Source organism: Emticicia fontis (assembly GCF_054779675.1).
Genome location: NZ_BAAGXU010000004.1, coordinates 42,170 through 59,906, shown reverse-complemented (window position 1 = coordinate 59,906; position 17,737 = coordinate 42,170). Strand labels below are relative to the sequence as shown.

The window sequence follows — 17,737 nt, the reverse complement described above, 5'->3', positions numbered from 1 at the left end:
TTTCTTTTCTATACCTACAATAAACTATGAGAAAAAACTACTTCAAATGTCTTGCGTTCATGCTGAGTATTGCCACAGCTATTGGCAATATCTCTTGCACTGACGACTGCGAGACAACCCGCACCTACCGCACAACTGCACCTTTTGTGCTAACGGTAGACAAGATTCGGAATGAGATTTCTTCACAAGGTCCACAGGAGTTGGTGAACCTTGGCAAAATCTATGTAAAAGATAATTTTATCTTTATTAATGAGCTAAAGAAAGGCCTGCATATCATTGATAATTCTAATCCGCAACAACCACAGAATATCGCCTTTCTGAAAATTCCGGGAGTGATAGATATGGCAGTAAAAGACAATATTCTCTACGCCGATAATTATATGGATGTTGTAACTTTTGATATTACAGACCCGAAGAATATCAAACAAACAGGTAGAGTAAAAGATGTCTTTAATTACGGAACAGCCGATGGCATTAGCTGGTCGTACAATTCCGGCAATCAGACTGTAACGGATTACGAGACAAAGATTATTACGGATAAAATCCGTACCAATTGCGGTTTTCAGATAGTGAATCCTAATCCTATCTACTATGATCTTAATAGTTTTTATGCTGGCTCCAAAGGCCCTACTAGCCCTTCGGCTAGTGGTACAGGTCAGGGTGGGTCAATGGCAAGATTTACTATCTATGATGATTTTCTTTATACGGTTTCGCAGAATGATTTGATTCTTTTCAATATCAAAGACTTAACTCAACCCGTTCAGGAGAATAAAATCAATCTGGGGTGGGGTATTGAGACTATTTTCCCATACAAGGATAAGCTATTCATTGGTTCAACCACAGGTATGTATATCTTCGACAATAGGAATCCTGCTAAACCTGAGCGTGTAACGATGTTTGAACACGCCCGCGCCTGTGACCCTGTAGTGGTAGCCAACGATATTGCCTATGTTACGCTGCGCACGGGTTTATGTGGTGTAGCGCCTAATCGTCTGGATGTAATTGATGTAACAAATATCTATTCTCCACGGTTACTTAAAACTTATGAAATGCAGCATCCTGCCGGATTAGGCGTAGATTTTCCGAGCCTGTTTATTTGTGAAGGCGAGTTTGGCTTGAAATCTTTTGATGCAAGCAGTGCCATGAGTATACAACTACAACAGCATATTAAAGATATTAATGCCTTTGATGTGATTCCGTTGGGAGGGAAGCACTTATTGATGGTTGGTAAAGATGGGTTATACCAATACGATACTTCGAATCCGAAAGATATGAAGTTGATAAGTAAAATCCCGGTGAAAACAGCATCCTAAACCTTGAATCAGCATCAAAATGAAGAACATACATATATATATAGGTAAAATCATCCTGATTTTCGTGATGTTATTGGCGTGCACATATACCGCAAAGGCACAGGATGAAAAAGGAAGTTTCTTCCGCAAGCATAAGTTTGTGAACATGACCGAATTCGGAGGATTATTCGGAAGACTCAAATTTCAGAGCAATTATTATGGAGGGTGGTATCCTTATACTTATCCTGGTAACTATCCTGATCAGTATCAAATAAAGAATAAAGTAAATATGTCAATGCAGACGTTCAACGGCGTTTATCTCGACCGTAAAACAGCAGCAGGGATTACTATAGGCGTTGATGGCTACGGAGAAACTGTACTAATGCCTTTAGCGGTGGGCGTACGCAGAAGTCTACTACAGAAAAAAGAAGGAGGAAGCAGTTTACAGGCAGGAATAGACGCAGGCTATTCAACTATCTGGCTAAATGAAGATAATACAGGTTTTCATACAAAAGGTGGTTTATTAATAAGCCCAACCATAGGGTATAGATTGCCAATGCGAAACGGCTCTGCCTGGTTGATTAATATAGGTTATCGTTTCCAGAGGGCCGAGTATGAGATGGAGAGAAATGGAAATGAAGTGTATTGGTCGGAGTCCAATGAGGTAAGGAAATATAAGCGAATAGTGTTAAGATTAGGAATTGAGTTTTAAAGATGTTAATTCCTAAAAAGGGGTCTACGAATTTTATTAGTATAAAATCTGGCATAAGAACTACCAACAATTATACAATTATTGGTAATTCTTGTGCCAGATTTTTACTTTAATGGTATATTTTTTGAGACATTTATTTAGGTAGAAAGACCTGACACCTCAGAAGCGGTCTTGATTATTGTATATTATTGTTGCCAATGTTTCTGAAAATGTACTGATTCCATTCATCATTAATTCTAAAATGATTTAAATCTCAGCTTAAAGGTAGTACCTATATCTACAGCGCTATCAACTTCAATCGTACCACTCAGACTCTCTATTTGAGATTTAATCAAGTATAAGCCTAAGCCCTTGCCGTTGGGATGGACATGAAAACGCTGATATAAGCCAAAAACTTTGTCTTTCTGGCGTTCGGCATCAAACCCGATGCCATTATCAGCAAAAGTAAGTACTATGCCTTCGTCGGTCTTTTGGGTTTCAATCTTAATTCTTAACTTACGATCATTGGATCTGAACTTAATGGCATTGGTTATGAGGTTCATCAGGATACTTTCCAGATAAGTCTCATTAAACGTGACACTTGGCGCATCCACAAACAGGGTTTCGATATCAGGTTGCGCTTCCTGAATCAGATAGTTTAGTTGATTTTTAACCTGAGATAGCATCTGATCAAAACCAATCTCTTTTTGCTCAATAGAATTATTATCTCTGATTATCAGAATATTTATGAGGTCGTTAACGGTATTATTCAATTGAACTGTCGATGTTCTGAAGCCATCAATAATGGCGTTCAGCGTTTTGTCTTCAATAGGTATATCTTCGAGCAATTGAGTAAATCCTAACAGATTAGATAAAGGCGCTCTTAAATTATGAGACGTAATGAACGAGAAGTTTCTTAAATCTTTGTTGTTCTGATTCAGGTTAATTATCAGTTGTTCACGCTCAATTTCCTGATTTTTCCGCTCGGTAATATCTCTGAAATTCACCACAATAGCACCCACAGCCGCATCATTCAGCAAATTTTGGCAACTGGCTTCCAGCCAGCTATACAGACCATCTTTGCAAAGACTACGATACTCGAAGAATCTGGTTTTTTCAGGGTCATTTACTACATCTACAAAGGCTTGAGAAACGAGCTCCAGATCATCGGGGTGAATCAGGTCAAATCTGGCTTTTCCGATCAATTCACTGTCATCATAACCCAGAATTTTCTTCCCTGTCTGGCTTATTTCAAGCATTACCCCATCAACACCCAGCAAGCTCAACCCATCATTGCTGTTTTGTAAAAGGCTTCTGAAACGTCTTTCATTATTGCTGATTTGTTCTTCAGCTTTCTTTTTTTCAGAAATATCACGGGCAATTTTTGATATTCCTGTAATATTTCCTTTACTATCTTTAATAGGCGAGGCCGTTAATGATATATCCAGCAATCTTCCCCATTTATTTAGCCGTTGGGTTTCATAATGATTGACAGGCTTGCCTTCTCGTATCCTGCCAAAAATTTCCTCCTCTTCGTAATAACGATTAGTTGGAACTATCTGATAAATACTTTTACCGATTACCTCCTTATCGTTATAGCCAAACATCTTTTCTGCTCCCTTATTCCAGCTTAGTATATTTTTATCAGCATTAATACTCACTATGGCATCATCTGAACTATTAATAATTGAGACCAGAAGTGTCTGCTGTTCTTCAAATACTTTACGCTCAGTTATATCTCTGAAATTAGCCACAAAGGCTTTAATCTCAGGTTTGTTTAACATATTGGTTATTTTTCCTTCAAGCCAGAGATAATGATCGTCTTTATTAAGTATTCTTAGTGCAACTAAAACCGGAACTTCAGGAATGGTGAAAGCCCTGTTTAAGTGCATCATTACATTTTCTAAATCATCAGGATGAATTCTTTCAAGAATATTAGGTATTTCTGTTTCAGAATTCGTGTAGCCAAAGACCTTCTGAATAGCCGGACTGAGAAACTCAATTTTACCTTCAACATCAAAAAGGAACAGTAAGTCATGACTGTTTGCAAGGATAGACCTGAGCTTTATCTCCCTTTTCGCTATTTCCTCTTCTGCCACTTTTCTTGCTGTAATATCCCTACCTGTAGTGCATATACCTTTTATCTGCCCATTTTCAATGACAGGCCTGATCGTGTAATCAATCCATAGTGTGCTATCACCTTGTATATATGGCCGATCATATTGAATAATCTCACCTTGCAATACTTTATCGAAGAGAGATTGAATGAAAACTTTTCTATCGTTGGCAACAATATCTAAAATATGCTTTCCTTCAATCATTTCATTGTCGGTATTGAGAAAACCAAACAACCGGGCATTAGTATTAAACGCTTTTATCACCCCATCGGTATCTGACAATACAAATGCTTCGGAAGTATTTTCAAAAATAGTTTTCAGGTTAGTTTCAGATTGTCTGATCAGCTCTGTAGTCTTTTTGCGCTCTGTAACGTCTATGTAGTTCGAAATAATAGCCTGTACATTGTCATCATGTAAAAGATTAGTGATATATCCTTCTACCCATCTGTATTCTCCGTTTTTGCATTTTAGGCGGTTTAGCCTTGGTACAGAAAGCTTCGGCTGTTTCAATAAGCTTTCAAAAATAGTGTTGGTTGCTTTGGCCTGCTCTTCATGCATGAATAACAGGTTCAGTTTGCCTTTCACTTCGTCGCTGTCATAGCCCGTTAGTTTTTCAAATGCAGGACTCACATAAGTGATGATTCCATCCGGGTTGGTCATGACAATGATATCCTCCCCTTTTTCAACCAAGGCTCTGAAACGATTTTCACTTTTAATCAGTTTATCTTCGGCTACTTTTCGTTCACTGATGTCTCTGTAATTAGAAACCATAGCACCTACGTTCTCATCGTGCAGAAGATTGGTAATAAAACCTTCAAGCCACAGATAATGGCCATCTTTATGCTTTACCTGCAACAAGCGGGGAATAGGAACGCCCGGCTTTTGAATCGCTTCTAAAGAAGTTCTTATGGCTTCTTCCTGAAAATCCGGATGTAAACTTTCCCTTAATAAGTCAGGGTTGTTTTTAGCATCCTCTAGTGTGAAGCCTGTTATGTTTTCAAATGCAGGACTCACATATTGTACAATACCCTTTTCGTTGCCTAGGATAATCACATCACTTGCGTTTTCAACCAGTGCCCTGAAACGGTTTTCACTTTTAATAACCTGTGCCTCGGCTAGTTTCCGCTCGGTAACGTCCCGATAATTTGAAACTACCGCCCCTACGTTTTCATCGTTCAGCATATTGGTCACAAAACCCTCCAAGTATATACAATAACCATCTTCATGTTGAAATTGTAAAACACAAGCGATGGGAACACCAGGTTTTGCAAGCGCCTCCAAAAAAATCTTTCTGGCCTGATCAGCATAATCAGGGTGTAAACGTAAAGCAAATAATCTCGGGTTTTGTTGAAGTGCTGAATAGGTAATTCCGGTGATTTTTTCAAATGCCGGGCTTACATATTGTATAATTCCGCTTCCCTCATTTAAAATAAGAATATCAGAAGAGTTTTCTACCAAAGCCCTGAAACGCTTTTCACTTATTTCTAATAGCATTTCGCTTTTTTTCCTGATACTTATATCGCGAATAAAAGTACCAACCTTTACCTCGTCATTGATTTCCTTATAGGTAACTGATGAAAGTTCAACTGGAAATCGCTCGCCATTTTTTCTTATAGCGGTAACCTCACCATGTATCTTCCCGGTTTTATTCCTTTCTTCCAAATAATGTAAAAACTTTTCATCAGAGTGGTCAATCAATACTTTTCTGTTTAATTTCTTAAGTTCATCTTTGTTATACCCAAACATATCAACAGCAGAATCATTGACGTCGAGAACTTCGCCCTCAAGATTACCCAAAAAGAACGCATCTAATGAGTTTTCTACAATTGTCCTGTATTTATTCTCATTCTGCTGGAGTTCTGTTTCTACCTTTCGGATAAAAGATATATCAAAAGCCGAGACAAAAATGCCTACAATTTGCTTCTTTTTGTTATAGATAGGTTTGTACTTATTTCTACAATTCACTATTGTATTATCGGCCATTGGTAAATCTACCTCGATTTCGAGTACTTGACCTTCCATAGCCTGCATATAAAAACTTCTGGCGATTTCTTTTCTGCCTTCGGGTGCATAGTCCAGAATACTGTCACCTTTTTTCACTATCCTACCGAAGTATTTCTGGTATTGTTCTTTAAAGTTCAGGCCAAAATTGACTATGATTAAGTTTGTATCTATAATCAAAAAACTGTCTTCAGTGTAGTGGATCAGCAAATCTTCATAATCGGGATTTTTTAATGAAGAAGAGGGAAGATTCTGTTGAAGAGTGTTAACTTTCATACGAGCAAAAAGATTGTTTTAATTATCAGCCTTGCTAAAACTTTGAAGGTGATAGGGGTATTTGAGGTTAATTTCTAAGAAAAAATAATCATAAAATTTCTACTCCCCTGAAGGCAGGGGTTTCAGTGCATGAGTAGTTAGAGGTTTCGTTAAAAAATCAATAACCATCGGATAATTCGGTTTCTTAGCTTTTGCTGCTGTAATAATCAATGGCTTCTTTGCCATTCATTCTATTGATTAATTGTTCAGCGGAAGAGGCTTTAATAAAGGTTAAAGTAATTTTATCGTCGTCAACACAAAGTAATCTTTTAAGTATTATGTATATAGATTAAGTAAGCTTCAAGCAATAATCTAAGGTGTTTCTTAGGAAGTGGGGCTTTAGTAAACTCAGAGGTGGAGTCTTTATAGAATTGTGTATGGGATAATGGCAGCGTTTTGAGAAAATAAGCAAAAATTATGCCATTTATTAAGAAAAAATAAGTAAAAATACTTAAATACTATCCTCATTGAAACTAGTATTAGTAATACTGATATTTTATCGCATCAAACTAATATACTAAGAGGGCATGATAAAACGCTGGCTTAGGTAAAACGAATCAGCATTGGCATGGATTTGAATCTGGTCGAAAATCAGATATATGGCACTATTGGCTTATAAAGACACAGATGTTTTTATAAGGAATCTAAATTTAACAATTATTAGTACCCACTAAAACCTCATTGTCAATATGATAAATACTGATCTTTTTTCGGCCATTGAAAATATATTGGAGGCAAGAAAGACTGAACTTGTGACCTCTTTCAGGTCAAAAATAAAATTTATAGATTACAGAGGAGTAGCGCCTTGTTGCTCAAAACAAAAGCCTTAGAATCACTTCTAAGGCTTTTGTTTTATAGTATGAAACCAGAATTAAGCTTCACCCATCGGGCCTCCAAAATTCATCGGGAATGGCATTGGTTCGTTAGTCTGACGGATCGTGCCAAAATTATCTTCGTATTTCGAAATATTGTCTTGTAGCGCAGTCAGTAAACGTTGCGCATGCTCTGGAGTCAGAATCACGCGTGACTTTACTTTTGCTTTTGGTACACCGGGCATCAGACGAATAAAATCTATCACAAACTCAGTATTTGAATGGGCAATCATTGCCAGATTCGCATACACCCCTTCTGCCATTTCTTCTGATAGTTCGATATTAATTTGTTGTTCCGGCTCTTCCTGAGCATCTTTCTTTTTTGCCATTTGCATGAGAAATATTAAGTGATTGGGAGTCATATTGGGCATTAAGCTAACAAAAATAAAAAATCTTTTCTGAAAAAAAGAAATACAATTCCTATTTGTTATTTAATGGCGAAATATAGACCCGAAATGAAAAAAAACGCTTTAAGGAGGCTTTTTTATTATTAATTCGCTAGTTTTTGCGAACAACTTCTCGTATTCTCACGAGTTTCTCCAATAGCCCCTCAAGCTTATCTAAAGCCAACATATTAGCCCCATCAGACTTTGCCACTGATGGATTCATGTGCGTTTCAATAAAAATTCCATCAGCCCCCACGGCAATGGCCGCTTTGGCAATGGTCTCTATCATAGCAGGATTCCCTCCTGTTACACCAGACGATTGATTAGGCTGTTGTAGCGAGTGCGTACAGTCCATTACTACGGGCACGTTAAAAGCCTGCATTTCAATAATATTCCTGTAATCAACTACTATATCAGAATAACCAAAAGAGTTGCCTCTATCGGTAAGCATTACCTGTACATCAGGATTAATGGCGTTGATTTTCTCTACAGCAAAACCCATTCCTGAGCCATGCATAAACTGTCCTTTTTTTACATTGACTGCTTTGCCTGTTTCTGCCGCTGCAATCAGCAATTCAGTTTGGCGGCACAAGAAAGCAGGAATCTGTAAAACATCTACATATTGTGCCGCCAGAGCTGCCTCGTGTGACTCATGAATATCAGTAATAGTTGGCAGAGAGAAAGTCTCACCAACCTCCTTTAAAATGCCTAAGGCTAGTTCGTCGCCAATGCCTGTGAACGAATTTAATTTGGTTCTGTTGGCTTTCCGGTAAGAAGCCTTAAAAATATAAGGAATTTCCAGACGGTCGGTTATGGCTTTTACTTTCTCGGCAATTTCCAGAGCCATATCTCGCCCTTCTACTACACAAGGCCCGGCTATCAGGAAAAAATTTCCTAAATCTTGATTTTTTAATTGATTGACTTTCAGCACTTTAATAAATTTTTAAACCTATTATTTAATTGGTTTTTCGGAATTAAGTAATGAAATATTTTTATTCTAATGCTTTTTCCCAAAACTTCTTTCGTATTTATTTGTTTTAATACAAAACAAATACAAAGGTCGGAAGTTTTCTGATACTAAAAAACTTTCGTGTATTTTGTTGTTTTCAGTTAAAAGCATTTTCTTTGCAGTCGTTTTTCACCAAACTACAGTTCAAAATGTCAGCAATTGCATCTAAAGTAACGAAAATTATCGTAGAAAAACTCGGCGTTGATGAGTCAGAAGTAACTCCAGAAGCATCATTCACAAATGATTTAGGAGCAGATTCATTAGACACTGTGGAATTGATAATGGAATTTGAAAAAGAATTCAACGTATCAATCCCAGACGACCAAGCAGAAAATATCCAGACCGTTGGTCAGGCTATTACTTACTTGGAAGAAAATTCTAAATAATTTTCGAGTTGCAGGTTTCAAGTTTCATGATATTAGCCTGAAACTTGAAACTTTATAACTTTGAAACTTCAAACCTCATTTTATGGCTTTCAAACGAGTAGTTGTAACAGGATTGGGGGCTATAACGCCTATCGGGAATACGGTAGAAGAATTCTGGCACGGATTATCAAACGGTGTTAGTGGCGCAGCCATTATCACGAAATTTGATGCCAGTAAATTCCGTACAAAATTTGCTTGTGAAGTCAAAAATTTTGACGTTACACAGTTTATTCCAAGGCAAGAAGCCCGTAAAATGGACTTGTTCGCCCAGTACGCTATAGTAGCATCAGATGAAGCTATTAAAGATTCAGGACTGGACCTAGAACAAATCAATAAAAACAAAGCCGGTGTTATCTGGGGTTCAGGTATTGGCGGGTTGAAAACTTTTGAAGAAGAAGTAATCAACTTTGCTGGTGGCGACGGTACTCCGAAATTTAACCCGTTCTTTATTCCAAAAATGATTGCCGACAGTGCCTCGGGACAAATCTCTATCAGATATGGATTCCGTGGGCCTAACTACATTACTGTATCGGCATGTGCCTCTACCAATAATGCGATTATAGACGCTTTTAACTATATCCGTTTAGGTAGAATCAATCTTTGTATTTCAGGAGGTTCAGAAGCCGCTATTACCCAAGCGGGTATCGGTGGTTTTAATGGCTTACGCGCCATGTCTGAAAGAAACGATGATCCGGCAACCGGTTCTCGCCCTTACGATAAAGACCGTGATGGTTTCGTATTAGGCGATGGTGGTGCAGCATTGATTCTGGAAGAATATGAGCATGCCGTAGCCCGTGGAGCCAAAATATATTGTGAAATTGTGGGTGGTGGTATGTCTTCAGACGCCTATCATATTACGGCGCCACATCCGGAAGGATACGGTGCGTTCTTGTCGATGCAGGATGCATTGGAAGATGCCAATATGAAGCCGGAAGAGATTGACTACATCAACACGCATGGTACATCAACACCATTGGGTGATCCACAGGAAATCAAAGCCATAGAGCAATTATTTGGCGATCATACTTATAAAATGAGTATTAGTTCGACCAAGTCAATGACAGGCCATTTACTTGGAGCGGCAGGCGCAGTAGAGTCTGTTGCGGCGGTTTTAGCCATCCAACATCAGATGGTTCCACCAACCATAAATCTGTTCAATGTCGATGAAACAATCGACCCAAGAATAGATTTAACTCCGAATGTAGCGAAATCTAAAAAAATAGATGTAGTTTTGAGTAATTGTTTTGGCTTTGGCGGTCATAATGCTACGCTAATATTTAAGAAAATCTAATTTCGAATCGTGTTGTCGGAGGCTAGTAATTTTTGGGGAATTTTCAAATCAAGTTCTAAAGAACGTGAGTTTAGGAAAGCAGTAGAGCAAATTATTGGTGAAAAGCCGAGTAATCCTTTGCTTTACCAGTTAGCCTTTAGACATACCTCTGCCTCAAAAGAGACAAATATCGGTGGTTTTCGCGAATCTAATGAGCGATTAGAGTATCTGGGCGATTCGGTGCTGGGTATGATAGTAGCCGAATATCTGTTCAAAAAATACCCTTTTAAAGACGAGGGATTTCTGACTGAGATTCGTTCAAGAATTGTTAACCGGGAATCTTTGAATCAGGTAGCTCGTAAAATTGGCTTGGAAAAACTGATTCAGTTTGATGGCCAGCGTATTGCCCATAATCGTACGTCGATGTATGGTGATGCGATGGAAGCCCTCATTGGTGCCATTTATTTAGATAAAGGTTTCCGCTTTACAAGGTCTTTTATTCTGAAAAAACTGATTGCCAATTACTTCGACCTTGATACGGTTATTCAGACCAATACCAATTATAAGAGTATTCTCTTAAGTTGGGCACAGCAAGAAGGCAAAAAAATTGTTTTTGAGATTGTGCAGGAAAACGGTAAACACCACCACAAAGAATTTGTGGCTCAGGTAAAAGTAAACGGTGAGGCCATCAGTACTGGTGGTGGTTGGAACAAGAAAAAAGCCGAACAGGAAGCCGCTCGCAGAGCCTGCGAAAGTTTAGAGATCAAATCATCACAATAAATCAAAAAAGACGCAATACCTTGCGTCTTTTTTGATTATAGAGAGACAACAACAGTCGTTAAAGGATAAAACCTTCGTTAAGCACCCTATTACATGAGTCAGTTACCTACCCTTGTTATTAAATTCGGAACAGCCTCTATTACTCAAAGCAATGGCGAGCCAGACGAAACCATCATTGCCGATATAGCCCGCCAGGTTTCAGAACTCCATGCCCGTTATCAAATCGTACTCGTATCGTCAGGAGCAGTTGGGGCAGGGAAACATTTTATTAAAAACTATTCGGGCGAAATTGCTGAGCGAAAAGCTGCCGCAGCTATCGGGAATCCGCTTCTTTTGAATATCTATTCTAAATATTTCTCTCAATACAATATCCAGATTGCCCAGAGTTTATGCGAGCGCCAGCATTTTGGGAACCGCGAGCAATTCTTACAATTAAAAGAAACCTATCAGGAATTATGGGCGAATGGCATTATTCCAATCGCTAATGAGAATGACGTAGTAAGTAACCGTGAGCTAAGATTTTCGGATAATGATGAGCTGGCAACGCTGATTGCTACTGGCTTTGGCGCCGAAACCCTGATGATTTGTACATCTGTAGGTGGTTTACTAGACCAGAAGAAAAACATCATCAGAAAAATAGAAATGATTGATAATCAGATACTAGGGCTGGTTGATAATAGTAAATCTGCTTTGGGCTCTGGTGGGATGGCATCTAAGCTTACCTTTACCAAACTGGCAACCCGCATGGGTATCCGGGTAATAATCTTTGGTATGAAAACCGAAGATGGTATCCTGAAAGCCATGAAAGGTGAGGCAGGAAGCGAGTTCTCGGCGCAGGCGGCTAATCTGTCATCCCGCAATAAATGGTTGGCTAGCGGAAGTGTTGCAGTAGGTACCTTGCAGATAGATGCCGGAGCTGTGAAAGCCTTACAGAAGCGTAGCAGCCTGCTGGCCGTAGGTATCAAAAAAGTAAAAGGCGATTTCGAAGCAGGGGAGGTTGTAGAGATAACTGATAGTCATGGCGTGATGGTTGGGGTAGCGCGTACCAAAGTACCATCAATCGAATTATTAGAGAACCTGAAAACCCAGAATTTTGAGGTGGCTAATGCCAATGATATTGTCTTGATTTAGTTTTTTTGCAGTTCGTAGAGACGACATGCTGCGGTAGGTCGCTACCTCGTCTTCATTGGTCTTTGCCTTCCTGGAAATACTATTTGAAGAATGAGACAATATACATTTGCCTGATATTCATAGGCCAGTCGTCTCTACGATAATGGATGAACAGTAATTTAGTAATGTCTATATAATTTTTTTACTCCCTTCTTGCCACAATCCAGTAGAAATCGTAATTTCATAATTAAAACCTTATTATTATGAAAAAGATACTTCTACTACTCCTTATCACTCAATTGGCTATGGCACAAAGCAAAACTGAACCAACACTCAAATCTATTTTGTTAGAGCAATTGAAAACAACACATACCGATAAAGACTGGTTTGTGCCTGTGAATATTGCTTTAGAAGGTGTAACGGCTGAACAAGCTAATTGGAATGATGGCAAAGGCAATCACTCAATCGGGCAATTGGCTCATCACTTATTATTCTGGAATGCGCGTGTATTAGCCAGTTTTAAAGGAGATGAGGTGGCTAAATTTGATGGGGATAATGATAGAACATTTACTAATTTTGATAAAAAAAGTTGGGAGGATGTCGTTAAAAGATTAGATGTAGTTCTGGCAGATTTAGAGAAGTTTGTAGAGACGGCAGATGAGGCTAAATTGAAAGAAAAGTATTCGACTATTGCTCATATTGGTACGCATAATGCGTATCACACAGGGCAGATTATATATATCCGTAAATTACAAGGTTCCTGGGAGGCAGATAAAGGTGTTAAATAGATGTAATCATGGCACAAGCAAAAACAGAAATCATAGAAGCGATTCGTCGCACGGCTGCTAAATTGCAAAGTGGTAGCCAATATATGTGGGGACACATGGGTAGTTGCAATTGCGGTAATCTGGCACAAGAAGTTACGCATAGAACCAAAGCCGAGATTCACGCCTATGCCATGCAGGGCAACGGAGACTGGAATGAACAGTTAAACGACTATTGCGAAACCAGTACGATGCCAATTGATCTGATAATTTTTGATCTATTAACGTCAGGCTTTTCAATTGAGGATTTACAGAATCTGGAAAAGCTTTCAGATAATGAAATCTTAATGCGTTTACCTGTAGAAAAACGTTCTTTGCGCCACAATGTTCGGGAAGATGTAATCGTTTATTTACAAGAGTGGGCAAATATGCTCGAAGAACGATTGTTAGAGACCATTAAACTGCCTGATTTTTTACAAGAAACCACTGCATTGACACATGCGTAAAATTTTTTTAACCATTACCCTCATTACCTGTACATTTATTGCATTTGCGCAGGAAGAAGAACCACAAGAAAAAGAAAAACCTGCATTTTTTGAACAACCCAAACCCGCCTGGAAAGATAAATTACGCTATGGTGGAAACTTCTGGTTGGGCTTCTGGGGTGCATTCTATATAGATGTTTCACCGATGGTGGGTTATGAGGTGAGCAATAAAGGAACCGTAGTCGGATTAGGAGCTAATCTGATTTATCAGGGCGTATTCAATGGTAGTGGCAGTTTTGTATATGGTCCGAAACTTTTTGTTCGTCAGCCAATATTCCGGTCGATTTTCGCACAAGCCGAATATGAAATGATGAATGCTTATACTCATCAGTTCTATTCATATATTCCAGATCCGACAAATCCTTTTCCTGATGGTAAAAAGAAATGGGAAGGCTCTCCACTCATAGGTGCAGGTTTCTACCAGGGGCGCCAAGGGCAGCGAGGAGGCTATCTTGCTTTAATGTATAATCTTGGTTATCCAAATAAAGGATTTATTAGTCCACAAGGTTTAGGTGGTAACAACTCACCTATTGTGATACGTTATGGATTTCTGTTTTAATTATAGCATTCGATTTTTCTAATTTGTAATTTTGCGGCTTAAATTCCTTGCCACGCTTGAAACAAATCAGAAAATATTCCTTTGCTCTTATTTCATCGGTTTTCTTAACGATTGTTCCCCTTATCTTTACTTCTATTATTACCTTTTGGGTAGTTTCTCGTGAAACAGAAATTGGCGGATATGATGGGAAAATCTGGGCAATTATCACATTTATCTGCTGCATTACCTCTGCAATTGCCATTACACCACCTACGTTTTTAGCATTAGTTTTTGGCTATTTCTTAGGTTGGCACGCCATTCTGCCTGTATTTGTATTAAATATGGCAGCTATATTTCTGGTAAATATGGTAACCCGCTGGTTAGATAAAGACCGTTTCAAGACTTATCTATCAGAGAATAGACGGGTTAATGAGATATTGACGAATATCAAGGAGCAGGAGTTGAAGATTATTTTCTTCGCCAAATTATCACCTGTTTTGCCTTTTGCTTTAACAAACTTTGTATTTGCCTTATCAGGCGCAAAGTTGAAAAATATACTTTTGGGCGGTTTCTTAGGAATGATTCCACGCACGGTTTTAGCAATCTGGACGGGTTATCAGGCCAAAGAAATCAGAAGACTATTAGAGAACCCGAATGAGGGGAATTTGCAGAAGATATTATTGATTGTGCTCTTGGTAGCTTCGGTAGGAGGTATTTTGTATTTTTTGCAGCCGCGGAGGAAAAAGAAGATTGATTAGCGTGCTATGGCATCCATAGCACGCTTTTATATATCTTAGAATGACTTAGCGATATTCACAAATTCTCTTGATTTCAGAGAAGCGCCACCTACTAAACCACCGTCTACGTCAGGACAAGCGAAAAGCTCTTGTGCATTGGCACCATTTACGCTACCACCATATAGAATGCTGATTTCTTCAGCTACTTCTGCACCGTATTTAGCCGCTAAATGGTCTCTTAAAACTTTGTGCATTTCTTGTGCCTGGTCGTTCGATGCTGTTACACCTGTACCGATAGCCCAGATTGGTTCGTAAGCAATGACTACTTTTTTCAAATCGTCGGATGATAAATGGAAAAGGCTATTAGTTAACTGACCTTTCACGAAATCGAAATGAATACCTTCGTTACGTTGTTCAAGGGTTTCACCGCAGCAGAAGATCGGCGTTAAGCCTGCTTCTAAAATAGCATTCACTTTGTCGGCTACGAAAGCATCAGATTCATTGAAATACTGACGGCGTTCGCTGTGACCAATAATGATGTGCCCCACACCAACTGATTGTAGCATTGGTACAGAAACTTCACCTGTGTAAGCACCAGAAGCTTTTGGATAACAGTTTTGTGCGCCCAAAGAAACTTTAGGGGTATCAATCAATTTTCCGAAAGTGCTTAGGTAAGGAAACGGAACACAAAGTACAACCTGTACATTTGGGTTAACCACTTCGTCTTTCACCATATTAACTACTTCTGACAAAAGGATTTGACCTTCTTCAAAAGATTTATTCATTTTCCAGTTGCCAGCGGCGATTTTTTTTCTCATTACTTTAGAGCTTTGATTACTTTGGTTATTTGAAAGTGCGAAGATAATAGTTTTTCATGAAAAACTATAAGTACATTTCCATGGCTACATCAGCTCTTACATAGGGTGATGTAAAATCTTCGACCCTCGAAAAACCCAGTTTTTTATACAAATTCAAAGCCGGACTAAGGCTTGAATTGGTTTCTAAATATAATCTTTTGGCGCCTAATTCTTTTGCTTTGGCAATGGCAGCTTCGCCAATGGCATGCCCAATGCCTAAGCCGCGGGCGGCTTCGCTTACGCCCATTTTGCAAAGTTCTAAGCTATTATCGCCAATTGGTTTTAGAGCCGTAGTCCCTAAAATTTCATCACCTCTACAAGCCAATAAAACTGCGCCACCTGTGGCTATGAAATACTTTACAGGATTTTCTAATGAATCCAAATCACCTTGTTCTACTTTGAAATATTTATTAATCCAGGCATAGTTGATTTCTTTGAAAGCTAGATAGTGCGCTGGATTATTGGTGTCAAACTCGACGACTTTTATCAAAAGGCTAATAGCAATGTCTAAAATGGTATTTACCAATAAATCTAAATCTTCCAGACGAGTACGATGATTGGTAATATTGGTTCGGATAGCATATTTACTCTGAATAATGGTATAAGATGGTGCCGCAATGCCTGATTCATGCAAACGCATCAGAATCTCTTTATTGAGTTGATTCAGTTCTTCTTCTGAATGCTTGCCATCATTGAAACGGAAGCAGGCAATATTCATACTTACCGGAACCAGTAATTCTAGGTGCGGCGTTTGTAATACTTTTTGCCCTAAGTACTGAGCCTGATCGATATTCTGTTGTACTAGTCGGCTATATTTCTGAATACCATGCTCTTTCAACGACATCCAGACTTTCAATGCTTTGAAACTTCTAGATAATTCAATACCGTAATTGGTTAATGGCTCTGGTCCTGCTGCTAAACCGCGTTCATGTGCCGACAAGTAATTAGGCACTGAAGAGAAAGCGGCCTGATGTAATTTCTTCTCTCTGATTAAAACACAGGCAGACTCATAAGGGACGTGTAGCCATTTATGAAAATCAAAAGCCAGACTATCGGCTTTTTCAATGGTTTTTAGTTTTTCTGCAAATGTGGGCGTGAGTTTGGCTAATGAGCCAAATGCTCCATCAATATGAAACCATAAGCCAAATTCTTTGCATATCTGATAGAGTTCTTCTAATGGGTCAATGGCTCCGGTATTCACTGTTCCGGCATTTCCCACGACACAAAAAGGTCTGAAACCTGCTTCAATATCTTCTTTAATCCTGGCTACTAATGCAGGCACATTTATCTGGAAAGTTTCTGTTACAGGGATTATCCTTGTGCGCTCACTACCTATGCCTAATACCTCGGTAGCTTTTATGACACAGATATGGGTTTCTGCCGAGCAATATACTGTCAGTTTATCATCTGTTCCTTTTGCTCTTATATGTAAGTCTTGTAGTGAGTTTCGGGCTGTCGTTAAGGCTGTAAGATTCGCCATAGTCGCGCCGCTGACTAATAAGCCACTGGCGGTTTCAGGAAATCCAAACATTTCTTTCGACCAATTTACTACCTGTTGTTCTACATACATAGCTACATGGTCGCCTATGGTTGTATTAGGGTTCATACCTGATGCCAGCATATCAGCTAGCATACCTAAAGGCGTACCGTTGCCTTGTACCCATGCGAAGAAACGTGGATGGATATTGCCTTTGTTATAAGGCAGGATATAAGAAAGAAACTCCTGATAGATTTCTTCTACGGGTTGACCTTGTTGGGGGAGCGAGCGATTGAGTACTTCTTTTACCTCGGCAGTAGGTTGTTGCCATACGGGTTTGTCGCGTAAGCCTTGCAGATAATCAATCATGTCGTCAAGCATCCGGTGGCCCAAAGCTCTTATCTTATCCCAATTGGCTGGGTCAAGTGTTTCTTCTGTCGGTTGTAAATTTTCTGTACTCATGCGTTTGTCGATTATCCTTCAAAAATACGCATACTGAACTTAATATAGCAGTCTGTTTTTTGCTTTTTCTGCTAATAGAGCAAGATTCG

At 39.0% G+C, this 17,737-nt stretch carries 16 protein-coding genes; 10 read left to right on the top strand and 6 right to left on the bottom strand.

The window, feature by feature from the left end; genetic code table 11:
- The first annotated feature begins 26 nt into the window (after positions 1–26).
- Both ACYVFA_RS02900 and ACYVFA_RS02895 read left to right on the top strand, forming a co-directional pair.
- Positions 27–1,313, top strand: coding sequence for an LVIVD repeat-containing protein (locus tag ACYVFA_RS02900; RefSeq protein ID WP_460470291.1), 1,287 nt, complete (start codon positions 27–29; stop codon positions 1,311–1,313).
- Between the two features lie 19 nt (positions 1,314–1,332).
- Positions 1,333–2,004 carry a hypothetical protein gene (locus ACYVFA_RS02895; RefSeq protein WP_460470290.1) on the top strand — a complete coding sequence of 224 codons (672 nt, stop codon included), beginning with the start codon at positions 1,333–1,335 and terminating at the stop codon, positions 2,002–2,004.
- A 236-nt stretch (positions 2,005–2,240) separates the two neighbouring features.
- Here ACYVFA_RS02895 and ACYVFA_RS02890 read toward each other — a convergent pair whose 3' ends face one another.
- The 4 genes from ACYVFA_RS02890 to kdsA form a co-directional block, all read right to left on the bottom strand.
- The gene (locus ACYVFA_RS02890) at positions 2,241–6,377 is read right to left on the bottom strand and encodes a PAS domain S-box protein (protein ID WP_460470289.1); all 4,137 of its coding nucleotides are present in this window, start codon (positions 6,375–6,377) and stop codon (positions 2,241–2,243) included.
- A gap of 99 nt (positions 6,378–6,476) precedes the next feature.
- A complete protein-coding gene (locus ACYVFA_RS02885; protein ID WP_460470288.1) occupies positions 6,477–6,602 on the bottom strand; it encodes a hypothetical protein in 126 nt (41 codons plus the stop codon).
- A 685-nt stretch (positions 6,603–7,287) separates the two neighbouring features.
- Positions 7,288–7,617: a DUF3467 domain-containing protein gene (locus tag ACYVFA_RS02880; RefSeq protein WP_116983386.1), complete on the bottom strand. Its 330-nt coding sequence runs from the start codon at positions 7,615–7,617 to the stop codon at positions 7,288–7,290.
- Between the two features lie 169 nt (positions 7,618–7,786).
- Positions 7,787–8,602, bottom strand: coding sequence for a 3-deoxy-8-phosphooctulonate synthase (kdsA, locus tag ACYVFA_RS02875; protein ID WP_460470500.1), 816 nt, complete (start codon positions 8,600–8,602; stop codon positions 7,787–7,789).
- Between the two features lie 230 nt (positions 8,603–8,832).
- Here kdsA and ACYVFA_RS02870 point away from each other — a divergent pair, with 230 nt between their 5' ends.
- The 8 genes from ACYVFA_RS02870 to ACYVFA_RS02835 all read left to right on the top strand — a co-directional run bounded on the left by ACYVFA_RS02870 (position 8,833) and on the right by ACYVFA_RS02835 (position 14,873).
- Entirely contained in the window at positions 8,833–9,069 is a 237-nt protein-coding gene (locus ACYVFA_RS02870; RefSeq protein ID WP_116983079.1) for an acyl carrier protein, read from the top strand.
- Positions 9,070–9,151: 82 nt separating this feature from the next.
- A complete protein-coding gene (gene fabF, locus ACYVFA_RS02865) occupies positions 9,152–10,399 on the top strand; it encodes a beta-ketoacyl-[acyl-carrier-protein] synthase II (protein WP_460470287.1) in 1,248 nt (415 codons plus the stop codon).
- A gap of 39 nt (positions 10,400–10,438) precedes the next feature.
- Positions 10,439–11,158 (top strand): ribonuclease III, encoded by a 720-nt coding sequence (rnc, locus tag ACYVFA_RS02860; protein WP_460470499.1) that lies wholly within the window; start codon positions 10,439–10,441, stop codon positions 11,156–11,158.
- Positions 11,159–11,251: 93 nt separating this feature from the next.
- The gene (proB, locus tag ACYVFA_RS02855; protein ID WP_460470286.1) at positions 11,252–12,289 is read left to right on the top strand and encodes a glutamate 5-kinase; all 1,038 of its coding nucleotides are present in this window, start codon (positions 11,252–11,254) and stop codon (positions 12,287–12,289) included.
- Between the two features lie 242 nt (positions 12,290–12,531).
- A complete protein-coding gene (locus ACYVFA_RS02850; protein ID WP_460470285.1) occupies positions 12,532–13,056 on the top strand; it encodes a DinB family protein in 525 nt (174 codons plus the stop codon).
- Between the two features lie 8 nt (positions 13,057–13,064).
- A complete protein-coding gene (locus ACYVFA_RS02845; protein WP_460470284.1) occupies positions 13,065–13,538 on the top strand; it encodes a hypothetical protein in 474 nt (157 codons plus the stop codon).
- Complete coding sequence (locus ACYVFA_RS02840; protein WP_460470283.1) at positions 13,531–14,136, top strand: hypothetical protein; 606 nt, start codon at positions 13,531–13,533, stop codon at positions 14,134–14,136. Before ACYVFA_RS02845 ends, ACYVFA_RS02840 begins: the two co-directional genes overlap by 8 nt.
- Before the next feature lie 56 nt (positions 14,137–14,192).
- The gene (locus tag ACYVFA_RS02835) at positions 14,193–14,873 is read left to right on the top strand and encodes a TVP38/TMEM64 family protein (protein ID WP_460470282.1); all 681 of its coding nucleotides are present in this window, start codon (positions 14,193–14,195) and stop codon (positions 14,871–14,873) included.
- Between the two features lie 35 nt (positions 14,874–14,908).
- Here the strand turns inward: ACYVFA_RS02835 and tpiA are convergent, their stop codons facing one another.
- Both tpiA and ACYVFA_RS02825 read right to left on the bottom strand, forming a co-directional pair.
- Positions 14,909–15,670, bottom strand: coding sequence for a triose-phosphate isomerase family protein (tpiA, locus tag ACYVFA_RS02830; RefSeq protein WP_460470281.1), 762 nt, complete (start codon positions 15,668–15,670; stop codon positions 14,909–14,911).
- Positions 15,671–15,734: 64 nt separating this feature from the next.
- Entirely contained in the window at positions 15,735–17,648 is a 1,914-nt protein-coding gene (locus tag ACYVFA_RS02825) for a GNAT family N-acetyltransferase (protein ID WP_460470280.1), read from the bottom strand.
- Between the last annotated feature and the right edge of the window lie 89 nt (positions 17,649–17,737).

Bases quoted from the DNA above. Each gene is read 5' to 3' on its own strand.
- ACYVFA_RS02900 (WP_460470291.1), top strand. From the start codon at position 27: ATGAGAAAAAACTACTTCAAATGTCTTGCGTTCATGCTGAGTATTGCC.
- ACYVFA_RS02895 (WP_460470290.1), top strand. From the start codon at position 1,333: ATGAAGAACATACATATATATATAGGTAAAATCATCCTGATTTTCGTG.
- ACYVFA_RS02890 (WP_460470289.1), bottom strand. From the start codon at position 6,377: ATGAAAGTTAACACTCTTCAACAGAATCTTCCCTCTTCTTCATTAAAA.
- ACYVFA_RS02885 (WP_460470288.1), bottom strand. From the start codon at position 6,602: ATGGCAAAGAAGCCATTGATTATTACAGCAGCAAAAGCTAAGAAACCG.
- ACYVFA_RS02880 (WP_116983386.1), bottom strand. From the start codon at position 7,617: ATGGCAAAAAAGAAAGATGCTCAGGAAGAGCCGGAACAACAAATTAAT.
- ACYVFA_RS02870 (WP_116983079.1), top strand. From the start codon at position 8,833: ATGTCAGCAATTGCATCTAAAGTAACGAAAATTATCGTAGAAAAACTC.
- fabF (WP_460470287.1), top strand. From the start codon at position 9,152: ATGGCTTTCAAACGAGTAGTTGTAACAGGATTGGGGGCTATAACGCCT.
- proB (WP_460470286.1), top strand. From the start codon at position 11,252: ATGAGTCAGTTACCTACCCTTGTTATTAAATTCGGAACAGCCTCTATT.
- ACYVFA_RS02850 (WP_460470285.1), top strand. From the start codon at position 12,532: ATGAAAAAGATACTTCTACTACTCCTTATCACTCAATTGGCTATGGCA.
- ACYVFA_RS02845 (WP_460470284.1), top strand. From the start codon at position 13,065: ATGGCACAAGCAAAAACAGAAATCATAGAAGCGATTCGTCGCACGGCT.
- ACYVFA_RS02840 (WP_460470283.1), top strand. From the start codon at position 13,531: ATGCGTAAAATTTTTTTAACCATTACCCTCATTACCTGTACATTTATT.
- tpiA (WP_460470281.1), bottom strand. From the start codon at position 15,670: ATGAGAAAAAAAATCGCCGCTGGCAACTGGAAAATGAATAAATCTTTT.
- ACYVFA_RS02825 (WP_460470280.1), bottom strand. From the start codon at position 17,648: ATGAGTACAGAAAATTTACAACCGACAGAAGAAACACTTGACCCAGCC.